Origin of the sequence: Actinoallomurus iriomotensis (genome assembly GCF_030269445.1) — a bacterium.
GTDB lineage: Bacteria > Actinomycetota > Actinomycetes > Streptosporangiales > Streptosporangiaceae > Actinoallomurus > Actinoallomurus iriomotensis.
On record NZ_BSTJ01000006.1, the window covers coordinates 1 to 24644 of the forward strand.

General features: G+C 65.9%; 28 protein-coding genes and 1 pseudogene. 18 read left to right on the forward strand and 11 right to left on the reverse strand.

What is annotated here, in order from left to right; translation table 11 throughout:
• Window positions 1-177: 177 nt before the first annotated feature.
• Window positions 178-1047, forward strand: a complete 870-nt coding sequence (locus QSK37_RS23710; protein ID WP_285624967.1) for an alpha/beta hydrolase family protein — start codon at window positions 178-180, stop codon at window positions 1045-1047.
• A gap of 202 nt (window positions 1048-1249) precedes the next feature.
• Here the strand turns inward: QSK37_RS23710 and QSK37_RS23715 are convergent.
• Window positions 1250-2192 (reverse strand): annotated as a pseudogene (locus tag QSK37_RS23715) (IS256 family transposase).
• A gap of 299 nt (window positions 2193-2491) precedes the next feature.
• Here QSK37_RS23715 and QSK37_RS23720 point away from each other — a divergent pair.
• Together QSK37_RS23720 and QSK37_RS23725 are read left to right on the forward strand one after the other, a co-directional pair.
• A complete protein-coding gene (locus QSK37_RS23720; RefSeq protein WP_285624969.1) occupies window positions 2492-3121 on the forward strand; it encodes an RNA polymerase sigma factor in 630 nt (209 codons plus the stop codon).
• A 10-nt stretch (window positions 3122-3131) separates the two neighbouring features.
• A complete protein-coding gene (locus tag QSK37_RS23725) occupies window positions 3132-4163 on the forward strand; it encodes a CU044_5270 family protein (RefSeq protein ID WP_285624970.1) in 1032 nt (343 codons plus the stop codon).
• 403 nt (window positions 4164-4566) lie between these two features.
• Here QSK37_RS23725 and QSK37_RS23730 read toward each other — a convergent pair whose 3' ends face one another.
• Window positions 4567-4926, reverse strand: a complete 360-nt coding sequence (locus tag QSK37_RS23730) for a nuclear transport factor 2 family protein (protein WP_285624972.1) — start codon at window positions 4924-4926, stop codon at window positions 4567-4569.
• A gap of 226 nt (window positions 4927-5152) precedes the next feature.
• Between QSK37_RS23730 and QSK37_RS23735 the strand changes: the two genes are divergently transcribed.
• On the forward strand, window positions 5153-5602 hold the full coding sequence (locus tag QSK37_RS23735; RefSeq protein ID WP_285624975.1) for an HflX-like GTP-binding protein: 450 nt from the start codon (window positions 5153-5155) through the stop codon (window positions 5600-5602).
• A gap of 753 nt (window positions 5603-6355) precedes the next feature.
• Complete coding sequence (locus QSK37_RS23740; protein ID WP_285624977.1) at window positions 6356-7021, forward strand: hypothetical protein; 666 nt, start codon at window positions 6356-6358, stop codon at window positions 7019-7021.
• Between the two features lie 459 nt (window positions 7022-7480).
• On the opposite strand, the gene QSK37_RS23745 is transcribed toward QSK37_RS23740, so the two are convergent.
• Both QSK37_RS23745 and QSK37_RS23750 read right to left on the reverse strand, forming a co-directional pair.
• A complete protein-coding gene (locus QSK37_RS23745) occupies window positions 7481-7627 on the reverse strand; it encodes a hypothetical protein (RefSeq protein ID WP_285624979.1) in 147 nt (48 codons plus the stop codon).
• Window positions 7628-7753: 126 nt separating this feature from the next.
• Window positions 7754-8581, reverse strand: a complete 828-nt coding sequence (locus QSK37_RS23750) for a glycosyltransferase family 8 protein (protein ID WP_285624981.1) — start codon at window positions 8579-8581, stop codon at window positions 7754-7756.
• A 626-nt stretch (window positions 8582-9207) separates the two neighbouring features.
• Between QSK37_RS23750 and QSK37_RS23755 the strand changes: the two genes are divergently transcribed.
• Together QSK37_RS23755 and QSK37_RS23760 are read left to right on the forward strand one after the other, a co-directional pair.
• Window positions 9208-10098, forward strand: a complete 891-nt coding sequence (locus QSK37_RS23755) for an NAD-dependent epimerase/dehydratase family protein (RefSeq protein WP_285624984.1) — start codon at window positions 9208-9210, stop codon at window positions 10096-10098.
• A 39-nt stretch (window positions 10099-10137) separates the two neighbouring features.
• Complete coding sequence (locus QSK37_RS23760) at window positions 10138-10404, forward strand: hypothetical protein (protein ID WP_285624986.1); 267 nt, start codon at window positions 10138-10140, stop codon at window positions 10402-10404.
• 31 nt (window positions 10405-10435) lie between these two features.
• Here QSK37_RS23760 and QSK37_RS23765 read toward each other — a convergent pair whose 3' ends face one another.
• Both QSK37_RS23765 and QSK37_RS23770 read right to left on the reverse strand, forming a co-directional pair.
• Window positions 10436-11269 (reverse strand): DUF3626 domain-containing protein, encoded by an 834-nt coding sequence (locus QSK37_RS23765; protein ID WP_285624988.1) that lies wholly within the window; start codon window positions 11267-11269, stop codon window positions 10436-10438.
• A 205-nt stretch (window positions 11270-11474) separates the two neighbouring features.
• Entirely contained in the window at window positions 11475-12443 is a 969-nt protein-coding gene (locus tag QSK37_RS23770) for a hypothetical protein (protein WP_285624991.1), read from the reverse strand.
• Between the two features lie 399 nt (window positions 12444-12842).
• Between QSK37_RS23770 and QSK37_RS23775 the strand changes: the two genes are divergently transcribed.
• From QSK37_RS23775 to QSK37_RS23790, 4 genes are all read left to right on the forward strand, one after another.
• Window positions 12843-13253 carry a hypothetical protein gene (locus QSK37_RS23775; RefSeq protein ID WP_285624993.1) on the forward strand — a complete coding sequence of 137 codons (411 nt, stop codon included), beginning with the start codon at window positions 12843-12845 and terminating at the stop codon, window positions 13251-13253.
• 434 nt (window positions 13254-13687) lie between these two features.
• A complete protein-coding gene (locus QSK37_RS23780; RefSeq protein WP_285624995.1) occupies window positions 13688-14455 on the forward strand; it encodes a CDP-alcohol phosphatidyltransferase family protein in 768 nt (255 codons plus the stop codon).
• Window positions 14456-14582: 127 nt separating this feature from the next.
• On the forward strand, window positions 14583-14882 hold the full coding sequence (locus QSK37_RS23785) for a hypothetical protein (RefSeq protein WP_285624998.1): 300 nt from the start codon (window positions 14583-14585) through the stop codon (window positions 14880-14882).
• Window positions 14883-15030: 148 nt separating this feature from the next.
• Complete coding sequence (locus QSK37_RS23790; RefSeq protein WP_285625000.1) at window positions 15031-15906, forward strand: hypothetical protein; 876 nt, start codon at window positions 15031-15033, stop codon at window positions 15904-15906.
• On the opposite strand, the gene QSK37_RS51785 is transcribed toward QSK37_RS23790, so the two are convergent.
• Both QSK37_RS51785 and QSK37_RS23795 read right to left on the reverse strand, forming a co-directional pair.
• Entirely contained in the window at window positions 15888-16073 is a 186-nt protein-coding gene (locus QSK37_RS51785; RefSeq protein WP_432705592.1) for an SEC-C metal-binding domain-containing protein, read from the reverse strand. The genes QSK37_RS23790 and QSK37_RS51785 overlap by 19 nt on opposite strands.
• Window positions 16074-16255: 182 nt before the next feature.
• Window positions 16256-17428 (reverse strand): epoxide hydrolase family protein, encoded by a 1173-nt coding sequence (locus QSK37_RS23795; RefSeq protein ID WP_285625003.1) that lies wholly within the window; start codon window positions 17426-17428, stop codon window positions 16256-16258.
• 82 nt (window positions 17429-17510) lie between these two features.
• Here QSK37_RS23795 and QSK37_RS23800 point away from each other — a divergent pair, with 82 nt between their 5' ends.
• From QSK37_RS23800 to QSK37_RS23810, 3 genes are all read left to right on the forward strand, one after another.
• Window positions 17511-18086 carry a CGNR zinc finger domain-containing protein gene (locus QSK37_RS23800; protein ID WP_285625005.1) on the forward strand — a complete coding sequence of 192 codons (576 nt, stop codon included), beginning with the start codon at window positions 17511-17513 and terminating at the stop codon, window positions 18084-18086.
• Between the two features lie 184 nt (window positions 18087-18270).
• Entirely contained in the window at window positions 18271-18912 is a 642-nt protein-coding gene (locus tag QSK37_RS23805) for a DUF4232 domain-containing protein (RefSeq protein ID WP_285625007.1), read from the forward strand.
• 193 nt (window positions 18913-19105) lie between these two features.
• On the forward strand, window positions 19106-20020 hold the full coding sequence (locus tag QSK37_RS23810; protein WP_285625010.1) for an LLM class F420-dependent oxidoreductase: 915 nt from the start codon (window positions 19106-19108) through the stop codon (window positions 20018-20020).
• Between the two features lie 45 nt (window positions 20021-20065).
• Here QSK37_RS23810 and QSK37_RS23815 read toward each other — a convergent pair whose 3' ends face one another.
• The 3 genes from QSK37_RS23815 to QSK37_RS23825 all read right to left on the reverse strand — a co-directional run bounded on the left by QSK37_RS23815 (window position 20066) and on the right by QSK37_RS23825 (window position 22514).
• Window positions 20066-20536: a hypothetical protein gene (locus QSK37_RS23815; RefSeq protein ID WP_285582831.1), complete on the reverse strand. Its 471-nt coding sequence runs from the start codon at window positions 20534-20536 to the stop codon at window positions 20066-20068.
• Between the two features lie 80 nt (window positions 20537-20616).
• Window positions 20617-21636: an NADPH:quinone reductase gene (locus tag QSK37_RS23820; protein WP_285625013.1), complete on the reverse strand. Its 1020-nt coding sequence runs from the start codon at window positions 21634-21636 to the stop codon at window positions 20617-20619.
• 20 nt (window positions 21637-21656) lie between these two features.
• On the reverse strand, window positions 21657-22514 hold the full coding sequence (locus QSK37_RS23825; RefSeq protein ID WP_285625016.1) for an aldo/keto reductase: 858 nt from the start codon (window positions 22512-22514) through the stop codon (window positions 21657-21659).
• Window positions 22515-22607: 93 nt separating this feature from the next.
• On the opposite strand from QSK37_RS23825, the gene QSK37_RS23830 reads away from it, so the two are divergent.
• From QSK37_RS23830 to QSK37_RS23845, 4 genes are all read left to right on the forward strand, one after another.
• Entirely contained in the window at window positions 22608-23309 is a 702-nt protein-coding gene (locus QSK37_RS23830; RefSeq protein ID WP_285625019.1) for a TetR/AcrR family transcriptional regulator, read from the forward strand.
• Between the two features lie 49 nt (window positions 23310-23358).
• A complete protein-coding gene (locus QSK37_RS23835) occupies window positions 23359-23694 on the forward strand; it encodes a phosphoribosyl-AMP cyclohydrolase (RefSeq protein ID WP_285625021.1) in 336 nt (111 codons plus the stop codon).
• 86 nt (window positions 23695-23780) lie between these two features.
• Window positions 23781-23930, forward strand: coding sequence for a hypothetical protein (locus QSK37_RS23840; protein ID WP_285625023.1), 150 nt, complete (start codon window positions 23781-23783; stop codon window positions 23928-23930).
• Entirely contained in the window at window positions 23927-24643 is a 717-nt protein-coding gene (locus tag QSK37_RS23845; RefSeq protein WP_285625026.1) for a hypothetical protein, read from the forward strand. Before QSK37_RS23840 ends, QSK37_RS23845 begins: the two co-directional genes overlap by 4 nt.
• Window position 24644: the final 1 nt, after the last annotated feature.

Below are 24644 nucleotides of genomic sequence, written 5' to 3' on the forward strand. Positions count from 1 at the left end.
CATGTCCAAACCCGAGATCATGCGCTGCCTCAAACGCTACGTCGCCCGCGAGATCTTCAAAATCATCTGCCCGCCAAGTCCCAACGACGTCACCGCCTCAGCGGCTTGACATCCATAGGAGCATCCGTCACGATGGTCTACCCGGCCGTCTCCGGGACCGGGACTCCGGCCCCTTATATGACCCTCGCCGAGGCAGCCGGATCCATCCAGCACCAAAAGATACCGGCGAGCTCCGGCGTCACCCCACAGAACCTTTCCAGCGTCACCACTCACGCCTTCGACGGCGCGCGGCCGCAGAGCGGCAAGTATCCACTGGTGGTCCTCTCACCCGCGTACGAGGACCCGCGCATGGTGCTCACCTCGCTCGCGACCGACCTGGCCAGTCACGGCTACGTCGTCGCGCTCGTCGGCCACACCTACGAGGACAGCGGCGAGACGCTGGCGAACGGCCAGACGCCGCCGTGCGCGATCTGCGATGACCCGGCGCTCGACTTCGACTCCGTCACCGCCAGCCGCGCGCTGGACGTGTCCTTCGTGATCGACCAGTTGACGCATGGCAATACCGCGTGGCGCCTGGCACACCTCATCGACAAGCACGAGATCGGCATGGCCGGACACTCCCTCGGCGGAGCGGCGGCCGCCGCCACGATGATCACCGACCCGCGAGTACGGGCCGGAGTGAACATGGACGGCGCCTTCCACCCGGCCCCGAGGCCCCGCCAGATCAACCGGCCGTTCCTCATGCTGGGTGCGGCCGCCAACCACCCGCCCGGCGGCCACGACACCACGTGGGAGCAGACCTGGGCCGCCCTCGGCGGCTACAAGAAGTGGCTGACGGTCGCCGGCGCCGACCACTTCAGCTTCAGCGACCTGGACCTGCTTCTGGAGGAGGCCGGGTTCCCGACGCCGCCCCTCTCCCCGGAACGCGGGGTGGTGATCACCCGCGAGTACGTGACAGCGTTCTTCGACCAGACGCTGAAGGGGATCCACAGTCCGCTGTTGGACGGCCCGTCGCCGAACAATCCGGAAGTACTCTTCCAGTACTAGTGCAGCGCTGCGTTGATCCTTCGGGGGTTCATGCGGCTTTGAGTGGGCTGCCGTCGTAGGTCCAGCGGTAGGGCTTGACGTCGTGTCCTCGTAGGCCAAGACGAATGTGTCGATGGCCGCGGCCAGTTCGTCGCGGGAGGCGAACTGGCCGCGGCGTAGTAGTGGAGTGTCAATTCAACGGCTGATCTTGGTTGTTAGGGGTTCAGTTGTTGGCCGGGGCAAGACGGCCTTCGAAGGCGATCTGGAAGGCGTTGAGCGGTGCCTTCCAGCGCATGATCCACCTCTTGCGGCCCTTGCCGGTCGGGTCGAGGCTCATCAGCGCCATGTAGACGCATTTGAGAGCGGCGGCCTCGGTCGGGAAGTGGCCGCGGGCCCGAACGGCCTTGCGGATCCGGGCGTTGACGGACTCGATCGCATTCGTTGAGCAGATCACCTTGCGGATCTCCACATCGAAGGCGAGGAACGGGACGAATTCGGCCCAGGCGTCCGACCACAGCTTCACGATCGCCGGGTACTTCGTGCCCCAGGACTCGGTGAACTCCAGGAAACGTTCCTCGGCGGCCTCGGCCATAGGGGCGGTGTAGACGGGTTTGAGCGCCTTGACGATCTTGTCCCAGTCCTTGCGGGCCGCGTAACGGAAGGAGTTCCGCAGCAGGTGGATCACGCAGGTTTGGACCACCGTGCGGAGCCAGACCGCCTCGACCGCCTGCGGCAGGCCCTTCAGCCCATCACAGATCAGCATCAGCACGTCCTCGACCCCGCGGTTCTTCAACTCGGTCAGCACCCGCAGCCAGTGCTTGACGCCTTCGCCGCCCTCCGCACCGGCCCAGATCCCGAGGATGTCGCGGTTGCCTTCGACGGTCACGGCCAGGGCCAGGTGGACGATCTGCGGCTCGAAGGTGCCGGCGACGTCCCGGAGCACCTTCACCTCGACCGAGCCGACATCAGTCAGCACGGTCTTGCCCCCGCGTGCCATTGCGGCTGTTACCGCTGTTCTTCCCGGCCGCATCGTGCTTGTCATAGCCGACGTGATCGGTGATCTCACCCTCCAGAGCCGACTCCAGCACCCGCTTGGTCAGCTGCTGCAGCAGTCCGCCCTCCCCGCTCAGTCGCAGGCCCTCGCTGCGGGCACGGTTCACGAGCATCACGATCAACTGCCCATCACTCGGCGCGCTCACCGACGGCTCAACGGCCTGCTCCACAGACTCAGACTCAACGGCGTTCTCGGCCATCCGGCGTCTCTCTCTTGATCATCAGATCCGCCGTTAGTTTTACAGTCCCGCCATCACGACATCCTTGATGCGGGCGCATGTTCGTGCTGGTCAGTGCCGGTATTGACGGTGATCGGCATGATTGGACGTTCTGAGGTTGTCCTGTGCATGGACCTGAGCGGTTTGGTTTGGGCAATAACAGGTGTCCTGACCGCCGCACGAGAGGTCACCCCATGGTTGAAGAAAGCCAGATAGCGGCTGAGTATCGGTCCCTACCTGGCGATGACGACTCGGACGACGCCGGCGTTATCCAGTTGTCCTGGCATGAACCCGAGCGGTTCGAGGCCGTGTTCCATCGGCACGCGCCGCAGATTACGCGGTACGTCACCAGGCGGCTGGGGCCCGGTCCGGCCGAGGACATTGTCGCTGAGACGTTCCTGCTCGCGTTTCAGAAGCGCAAGTCGTACGACCTCGCGCGCCGTGACGCGCGGCCCTGGCTGTACGGCATCGCGACCAACCTGATTCGTCGTCATATGCGCGACGAAGTCCGCTTGCTCCGGGTGCTGGAACGTACCGGAGCCGACCCCGTGACCGAGTCGTTCACCGAACGCGCCGACAGTCGGATCAGTGCCGACGCGGTGAGTCGGCGGCTGGCTGCGGCGATCGCGGCTCTGCCGGCGAAACACCGCGACGTCCTGCTGCTGCTCACGTGGGCCGACCTGACGTATGACCAGGTCGGCCAGGCGCTCGGTGTGTCCTCGGGGACCGTCCGATCGCGGATGAACCGGATCCGCACCAAGCTGCGCCGAACCCTCGGCGGAGTCGACCCCACCAACGTTCGAGAGGAGCCGGTCAATGGATGAGCTGACAGCGGTGCAGCAGTTGCGCGCGGAGGTTCCGCTGCCGACCGATCTGTCCACGACCGAGGCCCGTTTCCAGGCGGGCCTGTCCGATCAGCGTAAAGCCCCGTCGAGGGCTCGCGTGTCGCGTCGGTTCGGTCCGGTGCGACGAAGCATGGTCGCCGGCGGGCTCGTCGCCGCGACCTTGGCCGCGGGCGTCGTCACCATGGGCGTCTTCAGCCGTGACAGGGGCGACCTTCCGGGCGGGGGCGGGCGGACCCACAACGTCGCCGCGGTCTCCGCACTGCTCGACCGGGCCGCGGCTACGGCGCGGAACCGGCCGGCTCCCACTCCGGGCCAGTACGTTTTCACGCATACCGTGAACTGGGGCCCGACCTATGACGACACGAACGATCGTTGGAACGGCTATCGCAAGGTCGAGCGGCTCAGCTGGCAGCCGGCCGCCGGAGGCCGGCCCGGGTTCACGCGGACAAAGCAGACCGGCACCGGTCAACTGCCTCCGGCCGACGGGACGCCGGTGCCCGGCCAGCCGGGCTGGGTCCAAGAGTGGGACTGTGACCGTGCAACGAGGGCAGACGAGCCGGTGGACCTCGCCCGGCCGCCCGCGAACTGCACGACCAGTCCGGCGTACGCCTCCGACCTGCCGACCGATGCGGACCACATGCTCGCCTATCTGCGCAAGACGCGAGGCGAGGGTTCCGAGGCGGACGCGACATGGGGGCGGGCCACCGATCTCCTGAACGGTGGGCTGATGCCCCCGAAGGCCCGGGCGGCGCTCTTTCAGGCGATGAAGAAGATCGGAGGGCTCGCCCTGGTCGCGGATTCGGTGAACGTGCAGGGCCGACACGGGGTCGCCGTCTCTCATGTCGTCGAAGGTCGCATCCGGGAAGAGCTGATCTTCGACCCGAAGACCTACGACTATCTGGGTGCCCGTAGCGTCCTGGTGGCGCGGCTGGGCGACCGGCCGGCGGGCACCCAGACCGCGGCTGAAACCGTGATCGACAGTGCCTTCGTCAACCGGATCGGGGACCTACCCCGGCATTGACCGGCAGGCCGTTGTGACCACGCGGCCGGCCGCGTGGTCACAACGGTCGCTAGATAACCAACCCGCACCGGCCTGCGGATGCTCAGAAACGGCTTCCACCTCAACCACTGACCAGCTCAACGTCTGAGCGGGCCATCCCCGGGCCAGAGCGCCCCCGCCGGAGGCAGTAGTAACAGGCTTCCGTGATGTGGCGAGCGGGGCTGCCGGTCGATCGCCGCGGGCGACCCGAAGGGCAACCAAAGGGAGTCAGTCGGCGGGCCTGCGCCCTGGTGCTGGCGGACACCTGGAAGGGCTGGCACACGGTCGCGGAAGTGCAGGTAGACGGACAGGTGTTGTGCCGGTCAGGCGGACATCGGGAGTGCCTGGTCAGTGTCCTCGGTAGGAGCCTTGGATATCGGATGGGTCAATCGGTCGTGCTGGCGTGCACGGCGATGACTCGCCAACCGTGCGTCTCGTCGTATAGCCAAGTACGGGTGTAGCGCATCCTGGCGGCGAACGGCGTCCCGGAGACGGTCCCTTCGACGGTGCCGAGAAACCACGTCACCCCGGTGCGCCCGTCGGCGAGCACGGTCAACTCCTCCTCGGCCACTCTCGTCAGCACCTGCACTCGAGTGCGGTGCAGCTCCAGGTCGTCCGCCTTGGTTTGAACGTTCGCACCGAAGGTGAAGATCAGCCGATCATCCAGCAGCCGATCCAGCGCCTCGACATCTCCAGCGAGCTGCGCGGCCTGGAGTCGGCGCTCGGCGTCCCGCAAGTCTTCCATGAGGCACACCCTCCCAGCCGGCGCCGTATCCGCGCCAAAATGTTCACGCTCGGCTGATCTTCGCAGTCCGATCCAGGACTCCGATCGCGAGAATCCACTCCCGATGACTTTGCATTGGACACGTAGGACACCTCCCACCGGCCGCTCAACGCAAGATCCTGGGAACGAGACGACAAGCGCCTTAGCCCTGCCCAAGGTGAGGTCGGCGACGGCACTTTCGTTGTCCGTGCGCCTGCACCCGCTGTCCGTCTACCTGCACTTTCATGTCCGTGTACCTGCACTCCGCCGTGGTGCACCACAAGCATCCGCTGTCATCGCTGGTACGGACGTGCTCATAGCGGGTCTCTTCTCAGCCAAGCGGAAGGACTACCTCGCGTCGATGGACGCGGTGGCAGAGTCGGTCATTCGGCTCGGCGGGCGGGTCACTGGCCGTTTCGTGCAGCGCCGGGGGAACTCGGGCAACAAGAAGGGCAACGCACCAGGCGGTCGCCGGAACATGGATCGTCCCTACTCCAGGCGCACTCTGATGAGCACCGGCAAGATCCGGGAGATAGCCGAGGCGCGTGCTCAGCATCAAGCCGAAGCGGTCGTCTTCTACAACGAACTGACCGACCACCAGCGCATCGTCCTTGCCGAAATCATCGGATGCGCTGTGTTCAGCCGCCACGACCTCTGACCGCCAGCATGGGCGATGGCAGGTCACCACCGTACGGGATATGCACGGGATGGTGTGCCATGCCGGTGCCCAGCGGCACGGTCGATGCCCAGGTCAGTGGGCTAGTGAAGTCGAGATCGCCGACCCTCTGTAATCCGTCGGCTTAGCCTACCCAGGTTCGAATCCTGGACCCGCCACCACGTGATCAAATAGCTACCCACCTGCGGAAACGTGCGTGGGGCTTCGTCGTTCCATGATCCGCTAGTCCCCCTGTCTCCCCCCTTGATCACCGCCGTGACTGGCACGCTAATGGCACGCCGGGGGCGGTCCCTGACCGCGCAGTGAATCACGGAGGGATGACCCAAGCCCTTGGGACAGCATCTAGCGTGGTCGCTCTCCCCTGAGAGCCGGTTGGTGCGTGAGCGCCTGACTCGCCGGGCTGGTCCTAATGAGCAGGACTGTCTATTTCCACCAGCAGAGGTGCCGTCCCGCCCGAGTCGCCTGACCGTTGGACCGTATCTCGATCACGGCCAAGGCGATCAAGCTCTGCCCGAGTTCGATCCATCTCCCGATGATCGCGATGATCTGCATCCGTCTGCCGGTGTTGCCGTCATCTGACCTATCTGTGTCAGGCGCTAGGTTCTTGTTCATGTACGTGCGGTCGACGCCTCGGCGACACACGGGCGGTTCCATGGTCCGTTACCTGCAGTGGGCGCCTAGCGTGTGGGATTTGCAGGCTGCATGCTGAGAGAACTTTTTAATTAAGGTCATCAAGTGAATATTTTTAGTAAGGCGATTGAGTTGCTTCGCGGCGCGAAAGTTGAACCCGCTGTCGAAACGGTGGCGAGATCCAAGTCCACCATAAGTTTCGATATAGCCAACGATCTAGACCGTATGAGTGGGTCGGTTTATTCGCGGAAGAGTGAGTTTGATGAAGCGGCTACATTTCTAAGTAAGACGAGAGGCGTGGATAGGTTCGAGCCGGCAACGGCGGAAAAGTACTACATCCATTTCGAGGATGGCAGGGCGCAAGTGTCCTACGCCTCCGCTGACATTTTCGGAACACCGAAATTGTGGGCAAGTAAGGCAGGTGAGGCGCTAAAAGAACTGGACAGAGCCGCGAAGGATGCATCAGAGAAAGCTCGAAAGGTAGCCGCAGATGGGTTCGATCACCACTCGTCCTCCTACCGCCGCATCGCGGCGGACGCAGAAGAGTCCGCACGCGGCAGACGGCAGACGATGAACGAGCTGCGTGATGCCGAGCAACAGAATATAGAAAGTCACCTGAACCACGTCCAATCTCATACCGAGCGCTTGCGTAACTATGCGAACGCGTACCCCCATGATGCCGCATCAGTCGAGGAGAGGATCGCAGGGAACGATAGCTTCGTTAGAGAGCTGAACGGATATGCTTCAAATGTTCGAAATTGGGGTAGGTGAGCACCTGTTAGGGTGTTTGAGAAGTTGATTTCATTCGTATTCAAGGGGTCGTGCTCTTGGCCGGGAAGCGGGTAGCTGGTCGGCCATCGGAGGCGACGGCTTCGGTCATCGTTGCTGTCACCGTAGTGCGCTACCGGGAGTCAACTGCGAACAAAACTCCCTGCTCTACGTGGTACGCCGCACGACAGGCGGGGCCTGCCACACTCGGTCGCCCTCGGGTGCACCACGACCTACCTGCTACTACCGGACGATCGTCGACGAGACGTCGCTAGAGCACGTCCTGACCTTCACCGGTAGGGCCTGGCCCGCTTCCCGGAGGTTGGGACGACGGCGAAGAGGATGACCCGGCAGGGGACTAGCGTCCGTTGTCCAATGTGGTGTCGGCGAGTCCGTCACCGTCGCCGATCCGGCTGACTCCACCCTGCACTCCCGGGATCTGGCTGCCCGGTGGGTAGTTGGTCAGGGCGGCCAGGTCGTCGGCCGTGACGCCGCGGCGCTGAGCACGCCGAGGACACCGCACACGCCGGAAAGGACCCGGCTCATCGTGGCGGAGCTGAGCAGGCGAACCGCCTGATCGATCCCGTCGCTCCACTGCCGGCTGCGCATACTCCGTGAGCGCCACGGGTAGACCGCCACCCGGACCGAGCCGATCAAAATGTCATCAGCCTCGCTCGGCTTACAGCAGGCCTGGAGCTATTTCCGGCCGAAACCTCGCAGGCGCTACGGACCCCATCAATCGAGGCTGCTTGCCGAAATACCTGCTGGGAGATTCGGGCGCCATCCCTTCCATGGAGTTGCGTCCACGTTTTCGATGAACATCTGGGTGAACTCGGGGCGTGCCAGCGGAGCACCAGGTTTCATGTCGCCGAGGAAATGGATAATCGCCGGTCGTTCGCTGTTGCGCTCCGAGTAGTGGTTCCATCTGTCAGGCAAACGTTTCCATCGATTTTGCAGCACTACGTTGAAGCCATATTGATCGTGCTGGTTCCAACGGTTTCGAATAAGAAGCCGGTGGCGATCTATCTGGCAGCGATGGAGTACACGTTCGCAAATCTCTTCCGACCGCCACTGTGCTAGATCGATCACCATCACGCCGGAGTTGAAGTAGGGCGCGTCGCCATCGAGCCCGATCTCCTGCCAGTGGCTGATGGCATCTTTGATTACTGACACTAGATCACCGGCCGCGGCGACAGGGTTGCCGTCGAGCTGCTGATTCCACAGAGGAAAGAGATCCTCAAGAATTAGAGTGTCCGAGTCGACGTAGACAACACGGCTCACAGGGTCGGGATGGATTTTCGGCAAAAAGCACCGAAAATAATGAGGGTCCAATATCAGTGGATCGGGCTCCATCCCCCAACCCTGATAGCTGGCAGGATCCATGGAAACCCAGTGCACGGCGATTTGATCGGCAATGCTCTCCAGCTTCTCCTGATCTCGCCTGGAGACATCCCTGTGCATAATCGTTAGCTCAAGTCGGGTGTTCGCGCTCCGGTGAGTTGCCATTGAATGGACCATGGCGGCGGTGTATGGCAGATAGTTCTCATCGGTTGCTGTGGCCACTCGTACGACTGGATTATTCGACCGTGTAGAGCTGTTCTTTGAATGTGTGCCGCTAGTCACAAGCTCTCCTTGGACCTGAGAACACCGTACACTCGTCAAATTGTCAATATGTTACATCGCCGTAATTATGTTTGTCCAGCGAGCGTTCGGCGGGCCATTCCAAGCGTGAGATGCGGAGGCTGTATAAAGTACGGGTGGCGACCATGGTTACGGGCGCCCGTAATCCGGCCGCTGTTGCGTGGCGTGGCGTGGTCTGTGGAGATGTGTGAGCAGGCTGCGAGGATCGGAGTGCATGGTATAACCGTGGCGACGATCAATGTGATCTCCCAAGGGGCCGGCTGCGAGCCCGGAGAATGATCCGAGGGGGAGGCGGTACGCCAGTAGCGTGAAGGCAAGTTCTGTGTCCGGCGCGCCTAACGTCCCTGACTGTCTTGACGGCCCTTCCTCGATGTGTGTCTGTCCGGTCCGGAGTGAAGCCGACGACCTTTCCTCCTGGTGGCGCGGATATCCGGGTAAGACCGGGGGATTTTCAGTGGCGTGGCTCCCGGTGAGGCGTCGCGGCCGGCTGGGCGGCTCGGCGACAGGCTGTTTTCTGTGCAGCCCCAAAGGGTACGAGGGGAATCGGAATGACTCGGGTACTCGTGACAGGTTCGGCTGGATTTATTGGTCGCCACGTAGTGGCGCGGCTACAGTCCGACGGTCTAGATGTGACTGGACTGGATCGTCGAACGGGCCATATCTCAGGCGACTTCATCCACAAGGACCTGCTCGACCTCCGGACGGACTTCCAGTTCCAGACCCAACTGAAGTCCTTTACTCACGTGATTCATCTCGCCGCAGAGGCGTACGTACCCACGTCCGTTACCCACCCTGATCGATACGTGCAGAACAACGTGATCGGTACGACCAACCTTATCGAGGCATTAACGGTAGCGCCCCACCTGCGCCGATTCCTTCTGGTGTCCTCATGCGAGGTGTACGGCACGACGCCCGCACCGGTCGACGAGTCGGCATCTCCGCGTCCCGCGAGCCCCTACGCTGCGAGCAAGCTGAGTCAAGAGGCGTTCTGCCAAGCAGCCACCCAGTGTTACGGGCTGCCTCTGGTGACCGCGCGGCTCTTCAACAACTACGGCCCTGGCCAGCAGCCCGACCGCCTGATTCCGGCGCTGATTCGAGCCTGCAGCGGGGAAACCGACTTCTTTTTGACATCGGACGGCAGCCAGACTCGAGACTGGGTTTATGTCCAAGACACGGCCGACGCCTTGGCTCGCCTTTTGTTTGCGGATGACGTGCAGGGAGAGGTCTACAATGTGTGCGCCGAGAACGAGGTCTCTGTCGGTGACATATGTAAGCTAGTGTTCTCGCATGTGGATACGCCACCAAAGGTCGTACGAGCCTCGGCTGTTGAGGGTCATCTGCGCCGTTCAGCGGGGATCGGCGCGAAGCTGAGGAAAGCAACCGGATGGCGCCCCTCAGGTTCGCTGGACGGCTACCTGGAGGAGGCGTTCAAATCTTGAGGCTCAGTCCCCTCGAGTCACGTCTTCAACGAGGACGGCGTGCTGCCCCACGTGTTCTTCTGGGACGTCACCCAGGAGACAGTCGCCTCCTTCCTCGGCGACGAGGACGCACCGGACTGGCGGGCCACCGTGGCCTTCCTGGAGGAGCAGTTCGGCGCTGTCGAGCCGAAGGCACGAGAGGTCATGGTGACGTCGTTCCTGGATTCCCTGCCTTTCGCGGGGCAGCCGGGAAGCGACCTGACCCGGTATCTCGGTCCCCGGCTCACCGGCAAACTGGCCGAGCTGCGCCCCGGCCTTACCTTCTGACGCCTCGACACGCGGCGTACGGAGAAGACACCTACACGGCCATCTCGGGGGTACCGAACCTGGCCACGTAGTGCCAGATCCGCTTGAGGGCCTGCTCGTCATATCGGCCGGTGCGAGATGCGTCTCCGATGATTCGCGGATCGAGACGGCCGGCGTGAGCGAGCGATATGCCGAGGTCGACGAACTCCGGACCCCGGTACTCGGGGTGTCGGCGTAGTTCGGCCGTGGTCAGCGTGAAGCCGCCGTGCCACTCGACCGGGCAGGCCAACAGCTTGGCCGCGGTGGCCACCGGGGTGTCGCGGTAGCAGGGGTCGAGGACCAGGGCCTCGATGTCTCGGCGGAGGTCGACCGTACCGTGCACGTGGGCTTCGACGTAGTCGTCGAGCGGGTCCTTGTCGTCGGCCTCGGCCAGCGCGATCAGCGTCGACAGCTTCGACGCCACGCCGAAATGCTGAGGCTCGAACACGCTGTCCGGATAACAGAACGTGGTGCGGGCCAGAGTGTGGGCGGCCAGGCGCAGATGGGCCGAGCCGAAGCGCGGTGAGCCGCCGACCAGGCGACGGCGGAAATTCAGCGATCCGTACTTGGGTCGCTGTGTCGCGGGCCCGTCGTCATAGGCCCCGGCGAAGATCCGGCTCTCCCACCCCCAGCGGTCACCGCCAGGATGCGCAGTCAGACCGCCGTTGCTGGTTCCGGTCTCGAACTGCGACCGGTACACCGCGTCGCGGGCCATCCGCTCCAGGATCGGCACCCCGCCCACGAGCCGATCAGGGTGAAAGTGCAGCGTCACTCGCAACGACGGGTCCGACGGTTCGCCGGTCGCCAGCGACGTCACATGGGCGATGGCCCGCCCCAGAGGGTGCATGGCGGCAGTATCCATGGTCGCCACGAGGGCAGCGACACCAATTCTTTGGCGCGTACGCCCAAGTTTTTCACCGCGTACATGTACGCCCGTCTGGCCTCGCCGGCGGCGGGCGGCACGTACGAGGAGCTCCCGCCGTACATCGCGCTGTTCGCGTCGGGCGGCCGGCAGATGCTCTGCCGCCGGATTTGACCCGGAGCCGGCGCGGTCACCCCAGCGACTCGACGGTACGGCCGGGGCGCCAGCAGAGCTCCGTTGGCGCGCCGTCCTGCTCGAAGTCCTCGTCAAGTAGGCGCACCCAGCCGGGACGCCATTGCGCGTCGCGCCGGGCCATCTCGGTGCGGAGCGCCGCCACCTGTGCGTCGGGCATGTAGGCGGGCTGCCACCATGCCGGTACGTGATCGTAGGCGCGTTCGACGGTCGTCGTGTCCGCGGTCGCCCGGATCCGCGCGTGCGTCCAGTGGCCCGTGCGGGGGTCGGCGCCTTCCTGCCGCCAGGCGTCCAGCACCTCCGACAGGTCCTTGTCGAGCCAGCCACCAGGGGAGATGAAGGTGAAGCCCGGCCTGTCATAGCCCACGTAGGCCACCGTGACGGTGCCGTCCGGACAACGGTCGCGTACCCATGCCACCGCCCGTTCCAGAGCCGGTCCGGCGTCGGGCTCAGGGCGGTCCAGGTCGGCCGACGCGCGCATCGCGGTGGTGATCAGGCCGCTGACCTGCGAGGGATCCAGGACGTGGACGCGCCGGTCCGCTGGTTCGCCGTGGCCGGCGGGAATGTCGGGGCGGATGGAGCCCGGTGTCACGCCGGTCCGGTCGGCGATGTCGAGGGCCGCCCGGACATCACAGCCCTCCTCGCTCAGGGCTTCAGCACCCAGCGGTGCCGCCAGCGCTTCGATGACCGACCGATCCACGGCCCGGGTACGCGCGGCGCTCACGAGGTTCTCGAGCGCGGTGACCGCCTTGTCGTAGTCGTCCGCAAGATCCCAGTAAACGTTCTCGGTGGTGGAGTCGTTGTAGAAGACACCGTCCTCCATCCCGTCCGGGGTGGGCGCCTGGGACCAGGAGGACCCGTCCCACCAGTGGACGAACGTGAGCATCGGCGTCTCGTTCATCAGCCCGACGAGCCACTCCCACGGCAACCAGTCCGGTCCGCCGGCGAGCAGGTCGATGGGCGGCACCTGGTACCGCGTCTGGCTGCTGTCGTTGTGACAGCCGCACAGGACCGGCGGCGACCTCGGCCCAGATCTCCTCCGGATGGGGCAGGCTCACCTGCGAGTCCTCTCTACGTCGGTGATTCGCGTGATCTCCGACGCTCCCATGGCACACGCCTGGGCGTAGCCGGCCGTCAGTCGCGAAGCGGTAGAAGTGAAGAGAGCGAAACTGCGAGGCACATCGAGGGCGCGGATGTGTCGTTGACGGTCACCCCGGTGCGGTAACCATCACCGGAAACCGCTCAATCCGTGGCCAACGGTTGCGCATTCAGTGCCAAGAAGGGCACTTTGCGGCCTGGACAAATGCAATGGCGACGGGCAACCTTATGGCGTCATCTCGCACATTCGCCACCAAAGGAGACTCGCGTGACGTTGGGCCGATCTGTTCTCACCCTCGCCGCTGCGGCGAGCCTGGCCGTGTCCGCGGCGCTGACCGCACCGGCCGCCTCGGCTGCTACCGCCGCATACCCGAGCAAATCGGTCGTCGTCCAGGATGGCTCCGGCAGCTGGGTCGGGGGCGTCCTGACCTTTTACGGCCGGTCGGTCGGATTCGACGGGGACATGCGCTCCATCGGCTGCAGAAGAGCGTGGCTCAGCGCTTACGATGCTGCTGGCGGATCGCTCGGCCCCAGGAGCAGCAGTACTCACTGCGACTCGATCGCCGAGGTTCCGACCACGCTTCCCGCCAACGTCGCCGGCGGCGCCGCATACGTCTGGGTCTGCCTTGACGACGCGACCGCCGTCCACACGGCCTGCGAGCGCCGCTACGCCAAGTAGCCGATCACCGGCCGTTTCTCCACGACTGGAGCCGTGGGGAAACGGCGTCCATCGAAGCCGAGCGAGCGCCAGCCGCTCAGTCGAACGCTTTGAGGAATGGTCCGAGTACGGGTAGTGGGGCGGGCGTCTCACTTGACGGCTACGTCGTCGGGCCGCGATCGGAAGGCCGCTCCCCAAGGTGGTGTTCTCCACCACGCGGCGGAGGCCGCAGGCCTTCGAGGTGTCCTTTCGGGGCGGCGTCGACGTCGTTCGCCATGGAGCTTCCGTTCCGGTCCTTCGGCCGCCGTCGCGGTGTGCGTCACCGGTCGTGCGTGCGGGCGATCGTCAGAATAGTTGAGCGACAAGATCCTCTAGCGTGTGGCGACAGTGGCCGTGCCGCTGGAGGATCGGCGGCTTCGGATCGCTCTCAGCAGGACTAGTGGAGAGGGAATGTGATGGCGAGTGCTCCGGCGTTGGCCGAGTTGCGTGAGGTCTGCCAGCCGAACGCGAAGATGCGGAGCCGTAACGGGGAGCATTGGGCCGGCCGCTTGTACATGCGGAGAATCTCGCTGCGCGCCACCCGGCAACTCGTACGGACCCGCGTCACCCCCGATGCCCTGACCTGGTCGATGGTCGTGTGCGGAATCGCCTCCGGCTTCGCTCTGCTCATCCCGAATCTGGCGGGGGCCCTGCTTGCGGCCCTGCTCTTTCAGCTCTTCCTGTTCTTCGACTGCGTAGACGGAGAAGTCGCCCGCTGGAAGGGGCAGAACAGCGCGGCAGGGATCTACCTTGATCGGCTGGGCGCCTACCTGGCCGACGCGGCGCTCATGGTCGGGGCCGGTATCCGAGCAGCACACGGTTCTTCGGCCCTCTGGGTGTCCGCGGGTCTTACCGCAGCACTCGGAATCGTACTGCTGAAGGCCTCCACGGACCTCGTGGATGTCGCCCGCGCGCGCCGTGGATTGCCGGTCGCCGATGATGAGGCCGCCCGGCCACGCTCAGCAGGCATCGCGTCGGCTCGACGCCTGGCCTCGGCCTTCAAGATCCACCGAATCACCAACGGCATCGAGGCATCCATCGTCCTCCTGGCGGCTGCGGTGATCGACACGATCATCAACGGCCAAGGGGCGACTCACGTGGCGGTTCTGGCCATCGCGGTGATCACTTGGGTGATGGTCATCGCGCACCTGACCTCCATCTTGTCCTCCTCTCGCCTGCGCTGACCAGCACGGGAGAGCGCGGAGCCCAGCCGAAGACCATGCGGTGCCCGCGGGCCGTGTCCATGTATTCGCGGACCCGGTGGATCAGGCCGTCCCGGAGTTCGAAGACGAAGCGGTAGTCGTTGGCGTAGTGCCGCTCCTCGCGGCCGATCCACGCCGCCGGTTTCGCGCGACTGCCCCGTTCACCGTCGACCCTGAAGGAATCCTCAGGGCCGAGGCCGCGGCCCGTACGGTCGTCGAACGGCTTGTCCCCTGGGACGTCCCCGCCACCGACCGCGTCGTGTGGCGCGTCGGCGGCCCACTGGCCAAGCCGATGCGGGCCACCATGCCCTACCCGCGTGCCGAGGTGCTGCGCCGGCTCTTCTTCCAAGAGTGGCGCTCCTCGCCGGTGACCGCCACGGACGACCAGGCCGGTACTTACGAAACGTGAGGACGTCGCCTGTTCGCGGTCACAAGAATCGCCGCCGGATTCTAACTGGCATGACAGTGATTCGACGATGTCCGAGTTTGCATTATTTGTTGCGACTGGAATGTCGACCGTGCCTTTTTCGATCCGAGGCGACCGGAGGCAGGCGAAGATGAGGCTGAGCAGCGGACTCGGTGGGTGCCTGGTCGCGGCCGGGCTGGCGGCGGGCGTGACGGCGACGCCCGCGTCGGCCGCCACGTGGACCCGGACCGCGCAGTACTACCGGTGGACCGGGACGAACGCCCTCGAGCGCGGTCAGGGCGTGGCGACGGACGGCACCTACTTCTACTACGCGGGCCCCGGCGGGATGGTGAAGGCGACCATCTCCAATGACAGCGAGGTCGCCTCGAGGACGTTTCCGATCCCATCGTCGCTGAGCGGGACGTACCACTCGGACCACATCGGTGACCTGGAGTACTACGCCGGGTACGTGATCGCACCGATCGAGGACGGGGACGACGGCTACCAGCATCCGCTGCTGGCGCTCTACAACGCGAGCGACCTGTCCTACACCGGGCGGTACGTGCAGCTTCCGCTCGACCAGATGCCGGGTGGGGTGCCGTGGGTCGCGGTCGACGCGAACGCGGGTCTCGTCTACACCGCACCGTGGACCCAGGAGGCCGCAGAGGGTACGTACGAACTGGTCGTTTACCACCTGAGCGACCTGCTGGGCCTTCCGGCCGGCGCCACGCTTCCGGTGGCGAGCACCGTCACGCTGTCGCAGCCGCTGAGCAGCATCCAGGGTGCGGCCTCGTGGGAGGGCAGGCTCTACGCCTCGGTCGACACCGACAACTCCGTCTACTCGATCGACCCGACGTCCGGCCAGGTCGCGTACGAGTTCCACCAGGACACCGAGACCGATGACGAGGTCGAGGGAATCGCCGCCTGGGACCTCGGCCCGACCGGCGGCCAGCTGCACATCGTCAACGTCGGATCAGGTCTGAAGCGGATCTTCCTGTACCTCCAGCACTACACGAAGACCGGCTGACCTGACAGCAGGACCAAGATCACCCACGTTGCCGCACGTAGTAGTCGCCGAGCACGCCGTCGTAGCGTCCGGTGGGCCGACAGCAGCGCTGGAAACCGGCGCCCGGAGCCGCAGGGACAGGGGTCCTTGCCGCCCAACTTCTCGATCAGCTCTTTCTCGCCGCCCACGACGCGGTCGCCGCGCTTGACCCGAGTCTCGCTAGAGGGAACCCCCTGCGACGTTTGCTGGTCCGCTCAAAACCGCACCTCGTCGTCGCCGTACATGATGGCCTCCTTGGTGAGGGAACCCGACGATAGACGGTTCCACCGGCGACGGCGATCCCTTTTCCGCCGCTCCATGAGTCGGCACCTCACCGATGAGCGGCCAGCACCGCCGCGAGGCCCTCTTGCAGATCTTTCACGAAATACTCAGGAACCTCCAGCGACGGGAAATGTCCCCCGGTTTCGGGCGACCTCCATCGGACGATCTGCCGGTACCGCTCCTGCGCCCAGGGGCGCGGACACTTCTCGATGTCGCGGGGATACATACTGATCGCTGACGGGACGTCGACCCGAAGTTCGGGATCGAGCGAGTTGTGGCTCTCGTAGTAAATGCGGGCCGACGATGCGCCGGTCCGCGTCAGCCAGTACAGGGTGACGTCGTCAAGAACTCTGTCTCTGGAAATCGTCTCGAATGGGCTGTCTTCGGTGTCCGACCACTCGGCGAACTTGTCGAGGATCCAGGCGAGAAGCCCGACCGGTGAGTCGACGAGCGAGTAGCCGATGGTCTGCGGTCGGGTCGCCTGCTGCTTCGCGTACGCCGCGCGGTGGCGCCAGAAATCGCGCGTTTCCTCGGTCCACCTGCGCTCGGCCGCCGTCAGCCCGTCCGTCGTCAACCCGGGCGGTGCCTCCGCGAACGTCGTGTGGATGCCGAGAACGTGCGCCGGGAACCTGCCGCCGAGAACCGTGGTGATGTTGCCACCCCAGTCGCCGCCGTGGGCTGTGAACTTGCTGTAGCCGAGCCTTCCCATCAGTTCCACCCAGGCGGCCGCGATCTTTTCGGTTCCCCATCCGGTCGTGGCCGGCCTGTCGCTGTAACCGAAGCCCGGCAGCGACGGGACCACGACGTGGAACGCCGGCGCGTCCGCGTCTTTCGGATCTGCCAGCTCGTCCACTACGTCGATGAACTCGGCGATGCTGCCTGGCCAGCCGTGCGTCAGGAGCAGAGGAGTGGCATCCGCGCGCGCGGATCGACGGTGCAGGAAGTGGATCCCCAGATCATCGATGGTCGTGCGGAACTGGCCGATCCGGTTGATGCGCTCTTCGAACGACCGCCAGTCGTACCCGGTGCGCCAGTAGTTCACGACATCGGCGAGGTCGGCGAGAGGAACGCCCTGTCCCCACCGGCGAGGATCGGGCGCGGCGCGACGGACCGTCTCAGCCTCCGGTAGTCGCGCCGCGGCCAGTCGCGCACGCAGATCGTCGAGGTCGGCGTCAGTCGCGTGGGCTTCGAATGCTCGCACGTCGCTGGTCGGACGGGACATGAGACCTCCTGGCCATCGCGGAACCGGCTAAGGCGGTTCTAGCAGGTCTCCGAGCCACCCTGCAACCGGCTAAGGTGGTTCCATGCGTGCCGGGTTCCCTGACTTCCGCCTCGGTAATGTGCTGGCGACCAGCTTCACGGGGACTCTGTCGGAGCGTCATGGCAACGTCGTGGAGCGCATTCCCACGCCGCAGCGGCTCGTCGACTGGCTGGCGGTGAACGGCCTCGCCGTGGATTCCTGCACCACCGCCCAGCTCGACCTCGCTCGGGAACTCAGGGAGTCGATTCACGCCGCCGCGACGGCGGCCGCGATCCAGGACGCTCTCCCCGCATCCGCTGTCCAAGTCATCAATGACCGCAGCGCTCAGGGTCGGGCCGCGGCGATCCTGACGGCCGAGGGTAAGCGGCAATGGCGGCTCAGCTCGGCTTCCTGTGTGGAAGACGCCCTCAGTGTGATCGCCGCCGACGCGATCAGCATCATCGCAGGCGAACGAGACGGAAGATTGGCCTTGTGCGCCTCGCCGACCTGCCAAGCCGCCTTCTTCGACACCAGCCAAAGTCGCACCCGCAAGTGGTGTGACATGAACACGTGCGGAAATCGCCAGAAGAAAGCGCGCTTCAACGCCAACCAGCGCAAAAACTCCAGATCAGCGGACTGATCGTTACCCTCGGTACGGCCTGAGGGGAGCTCACTCTCGGTGCCTTGTTAATACGATGCACTGCCGCCCTCCCTGGTTCGTGTGACGACCGTCACGGCAGAAAGCCGGATAATCCGGCGAACCTTTGCGCCGTTATCGGACATCGGACTAACCGAGTCAGTAAATATCCGGGGAGGTTTTACCAATGCAGTTCAAGAACCTGCGTACGGCCGCTGCTCTGGCCTGTGGTGGTGGAATGATCGCTGTCGCTCTGACCGGCTGCAACGCCGATGGCAAGGCGTCTGTGGCATCTGGTTCGTCAGGGAAGATGTCGTCGTCCGCCAATAGCGCCGGTGACCAGAAAGCGGCGGCGAACACGAGTCATGGCGATACGCCGAGCTGCATGGGATCCGAACTCAATGCCGAACTGCAGCTTCAAGATCCCGGCCTCAACGATTTGGGATCGGAAACGGCAGCGGAAAAGGCGATCGCCACACTGATCCTCACCAACCGATCCAGCGAAACCTGCTACCTGCCGGCCGGCTGGACACCGCTCGGGAAGGGCGGGCGGAACAACTACACCGCGATTCCCGCGACCCAGATGAACTACCCCGGCGCCGGCACGACCATCACGCTACGACCCGGGCGTTCGGTCTTCGCCGGCACCAAGTGGCACACCACGAAGGGCTGCCCCGGCGGCACCACCGACGGCCTCGGCGTCGCCTGGCACAGCACTTGGATCCCGCTCACCTACCACGGTCTCGACGACGGCTACCAGCCACCGATCTGCGACAGCCTCGTCCTGGGCACACTCCAGCCCACCATGAACGGCGTCAACTTCACCTGATCCGCCCCGAGCGGAACAGGATGGACACGCGGGTTCGCCGGGAGCGGGAACGTCGGAGTTCCCGCTCCCGCCGGGCGGGTCCGCGCCGAAATCACTCGACACCTTCTCCGGCTGGGCTCTACCGCAGGCGGCGTACGGTGACTGTCTCCGACTGGACGACGCGTGGCAGGACGCGGGGCCGCAGGCTGGATCCATGCGGTTCAGCATCAATATCGGGAACTTCACCTCTCCTGCCGGCCCGGAATCCATCGGCCGTTCGCTGCTGGATGTGGCACGCGCGGCCGACGAGTCCGGTATCGACACGGTGTGGGTGGGAGATCACCTGATCCAGGCCAATCCGTATGACACAACGGGCGACGACATGCTCGAGGCCTACACCGCCCTGGGGTTCCTGGCGGCCCGGACCGAGCGTGTCCGCCTCGGTGTCATGGTCTCAGCGGTGACCTTTCGGCCGCCGAGCCTGCTGATCAAGGCTGTCACCAGCCTCGACGTGCTGTCGGGTGGCCGAGCATGGTTCGGGGTCGGCGCCGGCCACAACGAGACCGAGGCGCGGGCGATGGGACTGCCGCTGCCGCCGATCGCGGAACGGTTCGAGCGGCTGGAGGAGACGCTACGGCTGGCCCGGCAGATGTGGTCCGGTGTGGAAGCACCGTTCGAGGGCGTGCACTACCGGCTGGAACATCCCACGAATCGGCCGAACTCGTTGCGCCGTCCGCATCCGCCGATCGTGGTGGGAGGCGCCGGCGAGAAGAAGACGCTACGTCTGGTGGCGACCTATGCCGATGCCTGCAACCTGTTCGACATTCCCGGGCAGGGGGACCTCCTGCGACGCAAACTCGCGGTGCTCGCCGGGCACTGCCAGGCCGTGGGTCGTCCGTTCGGTGAGATCGAAAAGACCGTGAGCAGCCGCCTGGAGGCCGGCGAAACCCCGACAGCGGTCGCCGAGCGCTGCGCGGCCTTCGCCGAGTTGGGGATAGACCACGTCGTCATGATCGTTGACGGCGCCTGGACCGCCGAAGCCGTTGAGCGGTTGGCCGCGGCGGCCGACCTCGTCGCCTATGAGCGAGGAGGCCTGTCTGCTTCGCACGTGCCGAACCCGGGCTATTAACAGGCCATTGGCGATCGGACGACAACCCTGCTCGACTCTCGGCGGTCAGGGCATCGGGTGGTCCCAGAGGATCTCCACCTTCTTGGGGTGGTCGCGATCGGCGCGGCATGCGTATCCGGTCCGGCCCGCACCGATGCCTCCGGCGACCAGTGGGGACACCGCGGCCGTACTGTCGGTCTCGTACGGGGCTTTCCCGGGAGTGCTTACCCGCACGTGGAAGCGGTAGACGGAATCGCCGTTGAGCCGGGAACGCGAGTCCCGCGCCCTGAGGATGTCGGCTGTGCAGTTCACCGCGCGGGCGCGGTCGACCCGGGTGGGGACGATCTCTTTGTAGCGCGAAGCGACCGTGAAGATTCCCCAGCCGATTCCCGCGATGGCAAGCATGATGACCAGACTGCCGAAGGCCGTACCGGGCTTGCGATCGCGTATCGCTTCCACGAAGCCGGGCAGGATTAGGGCGAACACGCCCAGCACGACGATGCCTAGAAAGGCCTGGAGGATCAGAAAGCCGACCACGAGGTCAGATTAGATCGGCTGCGATCTTCGACCTGCGCCGACGGTGCCGTCCGGCGACTCGTGCGGTGGCCGGCTGGACGTCACCACGTCACGTCCACCAGGACCTTGCCGACCGTGCCGCTCTCCACCGCCCGGTGCGCGTCGGCGGTGCGGCTGAGCGGAAAGCGGACCAGCGGCAGGCCGTGCTCCTCGCCGACCGGCAGGGCGCCGTCGCGGACCGCGGCGGCGACGTCCTCGGCGGCCGCGGCACGCGCCTCGGACCCGGCCGTGTAGAGCACCAGGAACTGCAAGCGTGCGTTCAGCACCATGCTCTGCGGTACGGCGAGTTCGACCGGCTTGCCGCCGTCGTTGGCGTAGGTGGAGATCGTGCCGCGTGTTCGCAGCACGGCCAGGTCCAGTGCGAGGTTCGCGCCGAGGGCCACCTCGGCGACGATGTCGACGCCGTCGGGGACGATCTCGCGGATCTCGGCGGCCGGGTCGCCCTCGCGATAGTTGATCACGTGGTGGGCGCCGGCGGCCGTGGCCAGCCGGGCCTTCTCCGGGCCGCTGACCGTGCTGATCACGGTGGCACCGGCCCACCGGGCGAGCTGGATCACCGCGTGCCCGACCGCCCCGGCGCCACCCGCGGCGAGCACCACCCGGCCGTCGAGCGCGCCGGGCCGCAGACGACGCGGCCCGTCCTCGGCGACGGTGAGCGCGCGGTGCGCGGTGAGCGCGGGGACGCCGAGTGAGGCGCCGATGTCGAAACCGGCCTCGTCGGGGAGCGGTACGGCCTGCTCGGCGGGCACGACGGTGAACTCCGCGGCGGTGCCGGTGGGCCGCCCGGCGGCGGCCAGGAACAGCCAGACCCGCTCACCGAGCCGGCTCCGGTCGACCCCCTCACCGAGGGCGTCGATCACTCCGGCGCCGTCCAGGTGCGGCGTGACCTCTGGGAACGCCTTCGGGCCGGTGGCGCCGGAGCGGGCCTGCCAGTCGGTCGGATTGACCCCGGACACGGCGACCCGGACGCGCACCTCGCCGGGGCCCGGCACGGGCACGTCACGGTCGACGAGCTGAAGCACGCCGGGGCCGCCGTTGTCGCGGTAGGTGATCGCCTTCATGAACCGTCCTTGTCGTGCCGTCAGCCGAGCGTGACTTCGTTGGAGCGGGACTCGACCGCGTCGAGGGTGTCGCGGGTCGCATCGTCGAAGGTCAGCTCGCCGACCGCCATGTTGGCCTCCAGGTGGGCGGGGTCGGCCGTGCCGGGGATGAGCAGCACGTGCGGGGCGTGGTGCAGCAGCCAGGCGAGGCCGACCTGGGAGGGCGTGACGCCCAGCGACTCCGCCACGGCGTGGACGGCCGGCTCCTCGGTGACCTTCGGCAGGCCCGGAAAGGCCCCGCCGAGCGGGAAGAACGGCACCCACGCGATGCCCTCGGCCGCGCACAGCCGCAGCATGTCCTCGTCGTCACGGGAAACAAGGCTGTACGCGTTCTGCACGCAGACGATGCCGGCCGGCAGGGCGCGGCGCAGGCCGTCGATGGTGACGCTGCTCAGGCCGATCGCGCCGATCTTGCCCTCGTCGCGCAGCGAGGTCATGACCGCGAGCTGGTCGTCGAGATCGACCACCTGGTAGCCCTCGGGGCGCAGCCCCGGACCGGAGTCGAGGCGCCGGAGGTTGACCACGGGGAGCTGGTCGACGCCGAGGCTGCGCAGGTTGTCCTCGACGCTGGCCCGCAGCTGCTCCGGCCGCTGTGCGGCCCGCAGCGGCAGCCGCCCGCCCGGGTTGGGATCGGCGCCGACCTTGGTGACGACCAGAACACCGTCTTCGGGGCGCAGAGCTTCGCGGATCACGGCGTTGGCGAAGCCGAAGCCGTAGAACTCGGCGGTGTCCACGTGATTCACGCCCAGCTCGACCGCGCGGCGCAACAGCGCGACGGCCTCGCCGCGGCGGTCGTGCAGGCGGGGGAGCTGGGCCGCGCCGTAGCCGACCCGGGCCACCGTACGGCCGGCGAGTGAAGCAGTTGGGGTGCTGATGAGCGTGCCTCCTTGTCAGTGCCTGCTGGCGTTGCGGCCACACGATACATAGTGGAGATGACAGATGTCGATATTTGTCATCCAGATAACACGATGACAGAATTTGACATCCGTCAGTTCGTTGACGTACGTTCCTGGCTGCGGAGGTCTGACGACACAGAGGGAGATCTGATGCGCGGAGAGCCTCTCGACGCGGAGAGGATCGTGTCGGCCACCGAGGAGGTGCTACGCCGCCACGGTCCGGAAAAGAGCACGGTGCTCGATGTCGCGCGGCTGCTGGGAGTCAGCCACGGGAGCGTGTACCGACATTTTCCGTCCAAGGCCGCACTGCGCGAGGCCGTGATCCGCCGCTGGCTCGACGGGGTGCGTGAGGATTTCGCCGCGGCGGTTCAGGACTCCGCACTGGCCCCGCCCGACCGGTTGCGCGGCCTGCTCACCACCATGTTCGCCATGAAATGGGCGAAGGCGAGGGAGGACCCGGAGCTCTTCGCCACCTTCCGGGTGCTGGCGGCGGAGCACAGCACCGTGTCCTCCGGCCATGTCGCCTTCTTGCTCGCCCAGATCGGCGCCATCGTCGTCGACGGCATCGCCAGTGGCGACTTCGCTGCGGGTGAGCCGGACGTGATCGCGCGAGCCATCTTGAACGCGACCAGCCGCTTCCACGATCCGACGCACGCCGAGGAGTGGCACTCCCCCGAGATCGAGGCGGAGTCCGCGGACGTCATCTCGCTCATCCTCGACGGCATCCGGGCACGGTGACGCGCGGCGCGCTTCCCGCTGACAGCGACGCCCGCCCGCCGACCGGCCCGTGAAATTCACCGGCCTCAGCCAGCCCGGCGACCTCCTTCGGGCGTTGAAGGTCCACGTTCAGGGGTTCATCGTCAAGGACGCCCCGGCGCAGACGCTCACCGACGGGATCCGCCGCGTTTGGACACCACGCTTGAGCTGGCGGAAGGGCGCGACCTCCGGCGACACGTTGGCGCTGGTCGACATCCGCGTCAACTGCGAACAGAACTCTCTTCTCTACGTCGTACGCCGGACGACAGGCGGGGCCTGCCACACTCAGTCGCCCTCGGGCGCGCCACGACCTACCTGTTACTACCGGAACATCGTCGATGAGGCGTCGCTGGAACACATCCGCTGAACGTTCGCCGGTCGTGGTCTACTGACCAGATGGGTTCAGAGAGCCGAGTCGGATCCCCTGCCGCGACCGCAGGCAATCTCGCCCTGTTGGTGTCCGGGGTTCTGCTGTTGCTGGACGTCCTCTCGCCTCGGGTACAGGTCGAGCTCGCCTCGATCCTCCTCGTCATCGCAGGGGTGGGGCTGCGGATCGAGGCCGCGATCAGGGGCCGCGCCACCGACGATGAGAGACCAACGTGAGCGCGGACGACGACGAAGCAGCCGCGAAGGACCGGGCGGGAGCCGTGCAGGGATTCATGGCACTGCCAGGCCGAACCGAAGACGGACGCGAACCGTTCCTGCGATGCCTGGCCGACGTCGTCGATGTGATCCAGATCGGTGCCGTGCCCGAGCCGGATCCCGATGACCGGCGGCGCTGGGATCACCTGGTACGGGCGGCGCTCCGAGCTGCCTGCCGGCAGGGTCTGACGCTGTCCGACGCCGCCTTCGACGTACTCATCAAGGCGGCCGTCCACGACCCGGATCCGAGCTTCAACCGTCAGTTCGTCGAGCCCGCTCTGAACGCGTTCGGGCGTCGGCGTGTCCGCTCCGCGCTCATCGACCGGCTGCGAACGGGCACCGACGTGGAACGGGCCGGGGCCGCGCGGGCCTGGTACTGGTCGGCTCTACCGCTGCGGCTCCATAACGTACGAGCAGAAGACGCCCGTACCGGAGGCCCGGCAGAAGCCGATGACAGGTCGGTCCTGGTGAGGGAGTGGTACGAGGCCGCGCTCCGGGAATTCGTGCGCAACGAGCACCTGGACGTGCGGCGTTGTGTTCTTCCCGGACTCCCGCTGTGGCGGTCGGCGTACCCTCCGGAACTGCATGACCTCGTGGACGCGGCGGTGGCGATCGCCCGTGCGCATCCGGACGAGTACATCCGTCACCGCGTGGAACACCAGGTGCGCGGTTGAC

What these genes read in the sequence shown, in the direction of transcription:
- QSK37_RS23755 (WP_285624984.1), top strand. Translation starts at nt 9,208, where the DNA reads ATGACTCGGGTACTCGTGACAGGTTCGGCTGGATTTATTGGTCGCCAC.
- QSK37_RS23800 (WP_285625005.1), top strand. Translation starts at nt 17,511, where the DNA reads ATGCGTGCCGGGTTCCCTGACTTCCGCCTCGGTAATGTGCTGGCGACC.
- QSK37_RS23820 (WP_285625013.1), bottom strand. Translation starts at nt 21,636, where the DNA reads ATGAAGGCGATCACCTACCGCGACAACGGCGGCCCCGGCGTGCTTCAG.
- QSK37_RS23780 (WP_285624995.1), top strand. Translation starts at nt 13,688, where the DNA reads ATGGCGAGTGCTCCGGCGTTGGCCGAGTTGCGTGAGGTCTGCCAGCCG.
- QSK37_RS23795 (WP_285625003.1), bottom strand. Translation starts at nt 17,428, where the DNA reads ATGTCCCGTCCGACCAGCGACGTGCGAGCATTCGAAGCCCACGCGACT.
- QSK37_RS23810 (WP_285625010.1), top strand. Translation starts at nt 19,106, where the DNA reads ATGCGGTTCAGCATCAATATCGGGAACTTCACCTCTCCTGCCGGCCCG.
- QSK37_RS23720 (WP_285624969.1), top strand. Translation starts at nt 2,492, where the DNA reads ATGGTTGAAGAAAGCCAGATAGCGGCTGAGTATCGGTCCCTACCTGGC.
- QSK37_RS23710 (WP_285624967.1), top strand. Translation starts at nt 178, where the DNA reads ATGACCCTCGCCGAGGCAGCCGGATCCATCCAGCACCAAAAGATACCG.
- QSK37_RS23745 (WP_285624979.1), bottom strand. Translation starts at nt 7,627, where the DNA reads ATGCGCAGCCGGCAGTGGAGCGACGGGATCGATCAGGCGGTTCGCCTG.
- QSK37_RS23790 (WP_285625000.1), top strand. Translation starts at nt 15,031, where the DNA reads ATGAGGCTGAGCAGCGGACTCGGTGGGTGCCTGGTCGCGGCCGGGCTG.
- QSK37_RS23830 (WP_285625019.1), top strand. Translation starts at nt 22,608, where the DNA reads ATGACAGATGTCGATATTTGTCATCCAGATAACACGATGACAGAATTT.
- QSK37_RS23765 (WP_285624988.1), bottom strand. Translation starts at nt 11,269, where the DNA reads ATGCACCCTCTGGGGCGGGCCATCGCCCATGTGACGTCGCTGGCGACC.
- QSK37_RS23805 (WP_285625007.1), top strand. Translation starts at nt 18,271, where the DNA reads ATGCAGTTCAAGAACCTGCGTACGGCCGCTGCTCTGGCCTGTGGTGGT.
- QSK37_RS23730 (WP_285624972.1), bottom strand. Translation starts at nt 4,926, where the DNA reads ATGGAAGACTTGCGGGACGCCGAGCGCCGACTCCAGGCCGCGCAGCTC.